Raw genomic sequence first — 4,852 nt, forward strand, 5'->3', positions numbered from 1 at the left:
CTTGCCGGCGCGCTCGATGTCGCCGGCGACCTGCACGGCGAGCTCACGGGTCGGCGCCACGGCGAGCGCCTGCGGCTTGCCGGGGTTGGCGAGTGCCGCGAAACCGGCGTCGCTCGGGGTCACGACGCGCTGCAGGATCGGCACACCGAAGCCGAGCGTCTTGCCCGTGCCGGTCTTGGCCTGGCCGATGATGTCGTGGCCGTCGAGGGCCACCGGGAGGGTCATCGACTGGATGGGAAAGGGGTGGATGATTCCCGCGTCGCCAAGCGCGGCGACGATGTCGGGGTGGACGCCGAAATCGGCAAAGGTCTGTTGGGCCTGGTCCATGTACTTCTCTCGATCGGGCGGGGGCACACACGCACCGACGATCGCGATGATCGACGAGACGGGCCGCACCTGCGTGAAGCGGGCCGATCGGAGTTCTTCATTTCTGGCCACCCCGAGGGCGGGTCAGACGTCCTACCACATGCCATGTGTGGCCGACCGGTCACCGTATGTCGGGTCCAGTCTACCCGGTGCCCGTTACCGTGAACGCCATGGACGCTGCGACACCCGACCAGACGCCCCCCACCGAGGACGGCGCGGGCTATCGCGCTGCGGTCGTCGATCTGCTCGGTGTGCTCGCCTATGGCGAGTTGACCGGCTTCCTGCGGATGGCCGCCGACGCCGATGCCGCACCCACGCTGCCCGACAAGGCGGCGCTCGGCGGGCTGGCGGCCGCCGAGTTCCACCACTACGAGCTCCTCGTGGCCCGATTGCAGGAGATGGGGGCCGACCCGGAGGCCGCGATGGATCCGTTCATCGCCGCGATCGACGAGTTCCACGCCCGCACCCGGCCGAACGGCTGGCTCGAGGGCCTCGTCAAGGCCTATGTCGGCGACGGCATCGCCACGGACTTCTACCGGGAGGTGTCGGCCTACGTCGACCCCTCGACCGCTGCGCTGGTGCACAGCGTCCTGGAGAACGGGGGGCAGGCCGAGTTCGCGGTCCAGGCGGTGCGGGCCTCGATCGAGCGGGACGAGCGGATCGCCGGCCGGCTCGCGCTGTGGGGTCGACGGCTCGTCGGGGAGGCCATCTCGCAGGCCCAGCGGGTGGCGGTCGAGCGCGACGCGCTGTCCTCGCTGCTGGTCGGCGGGCACGACCACGGCGGGGCAGACCTGGCCGAGCTGGGCCGGATGTTCGCCCGGCTGACCGACGCCCACACCCGGCGGATGGGACGCCTCGGACTCAACGCCTGACGGCCGGCGTGCCACCCGTTGTCCCCGGACCATCGGCCAATGCAGGGGCCGCTCTGGCCGCAACGAGCGGTGGACAGCACGAGGGCCCCGTCCGTGCGGACGAGGCCCTCGTGGTCGATCAGTCGAGCAGGTGGGTCGCAGCGATCAGCGGGTGACCTGCTTCCTGCCGGTGAGCGAGGTGTAGATCCCGATGAGCACCGCGGCGCAGATGATGCCGATGATCAGGGCGATCCAGTCGATCCCCTTGGTGTCGGACCCCCCGAGCGCGTGCCAGATCCACGATCCAGCCAGCCCACCGATGATTCCGAGGATGACCGTCATCAGGATCGAGATGTCCTGCTTGCCGGGCATCACCAGACGCGCGAGCGCGCCGATGATCGCACCGACGATGACTGCGGCAATGATGGCTCCCATGGGAACCGCTCCTTCCAGTGCCCGCCGGAGCGGGCGATCAGGGGAACGCCCACCCGCGATCTGTTGCGGGCGGGTCGTGCCGTGTGGCGTTACCCTGCACCTCCGGGCCGCGGTGCGCAAGTTGACACTGTGGCAGGAGTAAAGATCGTTATTTCGGGTACCCGTACCGGGTCGGGCCCGGTTTTCGCTCAGCTCAGGCCGAAGCCCACGCGGGCCTTCTCGGTCGCACCGATGTCGACGTAGCCGAGGGCCTCCACCGGCACCACGACGGTGCGGCCCTTCTCGTCGGTGAGGCTCAACGTGCCGGTCTTGTCGGTGAGGGCCTTGGTGACGGTGGCCTGGATCTCCTCAGCGCTCTGATCGGACTCGAGCTGGATCTCGCGCGCGACGTTGCGCACGCCGATCTTGACCTCCACGGGACTGCCTTTCTGCACGGGGAGTGCACCGATCCGCGCGGTCTGCGCCGGTGCACCTGTCGACGGGCTGGGATGGTTACGGCCGGACGACCGCTCCCTGCTGAGGCTAACCCGCGGAGGGGGCCGACTCTTCCCCCTGGTCCGCCTTCGGGAAGCCGCCGAGGCCTCGCCAGGCCAGGATGCTCACCAACCGGGCCGCCTCGGAGCGGGGGATGGACGTGCCCTGCGCCAGCCAGTAGCGCGCACACACCTGGGCCATCCCGGACAGCGCGATGCCGAGCAGCTGCGCCTCGTCGGCCGGCAGACGGGTGTCCTCGCCGATCACCTCGGCGATGGCGTGCGCGGTCACCGTGGAGGTGTTGTCGACGCGCTCGCGGACCGCCTGCTCGTTGGTGAGGTCGGACTCGAAGACCAGCCGGAAGGCCGCGCCGTCGCGGTCCACGAACTCGAAGTAGGCCTCGATGGTCGCCGCGACCCGCTGCGCGTTGTCCGTCGTGGACGACATCGCCGCCACGACGAGGTCGGTCAGCTCGTTGCTGTGTTGGTCGAGCAGCGCGAGGTAGAGCTCGAGCTTGCCGGGGAAGTGCTGGTAGAGCACGGGCTTGGACACCCCGGCGCGTTCGGCGATGTCGTCCATCGCGGCGGCGTGGTAGCCGGCCTCGACGAAGACCTCCTGGGCGGCCTCGAGCAGCTGGATACGGCGAGCGGAGCGAGGCATGCGCACCCCGCGGCCTCGGACGTCCGAGCTCAGTGACACGAGGAATGCCCCTTCCGGTCCTCTGCTGGTTTCAACGACCGCATCTTACGCGCGCGTAGGCTGAGACACATGGCTCCCGTGCTCGGTCCGGCAGCGCTCATCGACGCCGGCGTCCCCACCGCTTCGCCCAGCCTGACGCCGGCGGAGACCTCGCGCTATGCCCGCCACATCCTCATCCCCGAGGTCGGCCTCGAGGGGCAGCGGCGGTTGCGGTCCGCCCGAGTCCTGGTCGTCGGCGCTGGTGGGCTCGGCTCCCCGGCCCTGCTCTACCTCGCCGCCGCAGGCGTCGGCACACTCGGCATCGTCGACGACGACGTGGTCGACGTCACCAACCTGCAGCGGCAGGTCGTGCACGGGGTCGACGACGTCGGCGCCGCCAAGACCAGCTCCGCCGCGCGTACCGTCGCCGCGATCAACCCGGGCGTCGAGGTGGTCGAGCACCGGCTCCGGATCGACTCCGACAACGCCCTCGACCTGGTCTCGGGCTACGACCTGGTCGTCGACGGCACCGACAACTTCCCGACCCGTTACCTGCTCAACGACGCCTGCGTGCTGACCGGCAAGCCACACGTCTGGGCCTCGATCTACCGGTTCGACGGCCAGGTCAGCGTCTGGTGGGCCCAGCACGGCCCTTGCTACCGCTGCGTCTTCCCCGAGCCGCCCGCGCCGGGTCTCGTGCCGTCCTGCGCCGAGGGCGGTGTGCTCGGTGTGCTGCCGGCAGCGATGGGCTCGGTGCAGTCCACCGAGGCGATCAAGCTGCTGCTGGGCATCGGCGAACCGCTGGTCGGACGGCTGCTCGTGCACGACGCGCTGCGGCAGACCTGGGACACCCTGACCGTGCGCAAGGACCCGGGCTGCCCGGTCTGCGGTGAGCACCCGACCATCACCGAGCTGGTCGACTACCGGGACTTCTGCGGTATGCCGTCCGCCACCGACGCCGGGTCCGGCACCGACGTGGTCCCCACCGTGAGCGTCCGCGAGCTGCGCGATCTGCTGCGTGCCCGGGAGGCGGGGGACGGCGAGCCGTGGACCCTGGTCGACGTGCGCGGTCCGGAGGAGCGCTCGATCGTCAGCATCCCCGGCGCCGACGTCGTCCTGATGGACGAATTCCGTTCGGGGGCCGCCTTGTCGAAGATCCCGGCCGATCGCCCCGTGATCGTGCACTGCAAGTCGGGAGCCCGGTCCGCGGAGGCCGTGCGACTGCTCCGTGCGTCCGGCCGCACCGACGCCCGCAACCTCGAGGGCGGAGTCCTCGCCTGGGTGGCCGAGGTCGACCCGTCCCTGCCGACCTACTGAGTGCAGTGGTGCCGCCAGTCGAGCAGACCGACCTGTTGCGGGGCGGAACCGAGCAGACCTGAGTGAGGCCTGACCAGGCCCGAGACGGGAGGAGACCCGGGGTGACCGACGAGCTGACCGACCCGTACGCGGCATACGGGCTGGCGTTGCCGGACTACGCCGAGGAGGTGCTCGACGTCGTCGACGCCATCCCGGAGGGACAGGTGCTGACCTACGGCGACATCGCCGAGCTGGTCGGCCGGGGCGGACCGCGGCAGGTCGGTTCGGTGATGTCGCACTACGGGTCGGCGACCACCTGGTGGCGGGTCATCCGCGCCGACGGGAGACCGCCCGCCTGCCACGAGGGGGAAGCGCATCAGCACTACCGTGAGGAGGGCACGCCGCTGCGCGGCGAGCGCGTCGACCTGCGCCGGGCCCGATGGGACGGCCCGGTGGAGCGACCGACCCACCCGGGATGAAGCGCACCTCCGCAGTGCACCGCAGTTCGGGTTCGACCCCGCCACGACGCCGTGCCTCGTCGCGCCGGGGGGTCCCAGTGTGAGGTGGGGCGTAGCGGCGCCACGCCTCTGGGTCGTGGTGGGTGCTCGGCAGTGGTGTCGGCGGGGCGTGATGGGATCGGGCCGTGTTGACGTTGCGCCGCGCCCCCGATCTGGCCGAGGGGACTCCAGAGCTCGATGACGCGCAGGCCGCCGCGGTTGCGCACCGCGGCGGCGTGCTGCGCGTGCTCGGCG

General features: G+C 70.8%; 7 protein-coding genes. 3 read left to right on the plus strand and 4 right to left on the minus strand.

Features of this window, described 5'->3' with window-relative positions:
- Positions 1-327: DEAD/DEAH box helicase (locus FRW57_RS17240; protein ID WP_152186572.1), on the minus strand; the 327-nt coding region annotated here is incomplete at its 3' end.
- 209 nt (positions 328-536) lie between these two features.
- Here FRW57_RS17240 and FRW57_RS17245 point away from each other — a divergent pair.
- A complete protein-coding gene (locus tag FRW57_RS17245) occupies positions 537-1,238 on the plus strand; it encodes a ferritin-like fold-containing protein (RefSeq protein ID WP_202911605.1) in 702 nt (233 codons plus the stop codon).
- A 144-nt stretch (positions 1,239-1,382) separates the two neighbouring features.
- On the opposite strand, the gene FRW57_RS17250 is transcribed toward FRW57_RS17245, so the two are convergent.
- The 3 genes from FRW57_RS17250 to FRW57_RS17260 form a co-directional block, all read right to left on the minus strand.
- Positions 1,383-1,652 carry a GlsB/YeaQ/YmgE family stress response membrane protein gene (locus FRW57_RS17250; RefSeq protein WP_137122386.1) on the minus strand — a complete coding sequence of 90 codons (270 nt, stop codon included), beginning with the start codon at positions 1,650-1,652 and terminating at the stop codon, positions 1,383-1,385.
- 188 nt (positions 1,653-1,840) lie between these two features.
- Positions 1,841-2,068, minus strand: a complete 228-nt coding sequence (locus tag FRW57_RS17255) for a DUF3107 domain-containing protein (RefSeq protein ID WP_137122387.1) — start codon at positions 2,066-2,068, stop codon at positions 1,841-1,843.
- A 106-nt stretch (positions 2,069-2,174) separates the two neighbouring features.
- Entirely contained in the window at positions 2,175-2,786 is a 612-nt protein-coding gene (locus tag FRW57_RS17260) for a TetR/AcrR family transcriptional regulator (protein WP_137122388.1), read from the minus strand.
- Between the two features lie 108 nt (positions 2,787-2,894).
- Here FRW57_RS17260 and moeB point away from each other — a divergent pair, with 108 nt between their 5' ends.
- Both moeB and FRW57_RS17270 read left to right on the plus strand, forming a co-directional pair.
- Positions 2,895-4,121, plus strand: a complete 1,227-nt coding sequence (moeB, locus tag FRW57_RS17265; RefSeq protein ID WP_152186571.1) for a molybdopterin-synthase adenylyltransferase MoeB — start codon at positions 2,895-2,897, stop codon at positions 4,119-4,121.
- Positions 4,122-4,222: 101 nt separating this feature from the next.
- Positions 4,223-4,579 carry an MGMT family protein gene (locus FRW57_RS17270; RefSeq protein WP_238384763.1) on the plus strand — a complete coding sequence of 119 codons (357 nt, stop codon included), beginning with the start codon at positions 4,223-4,225 and terminating at the stop codon, positions 4,577-4,579.
- Positions 4,580-4,852 lie beyond the last annotated feature (273 nt).

This window comes from Segeticoccus rhizosphaerae, from assembly GCF_009192725.1.
Taxonomy (GTDB): domain Bacteria; phylum Actinomycetota; class Actinomycetes; order Actinomycetales; family Dermatophilaceae; genus Segeticoccus; species Segeticoccus rhizosphaerae.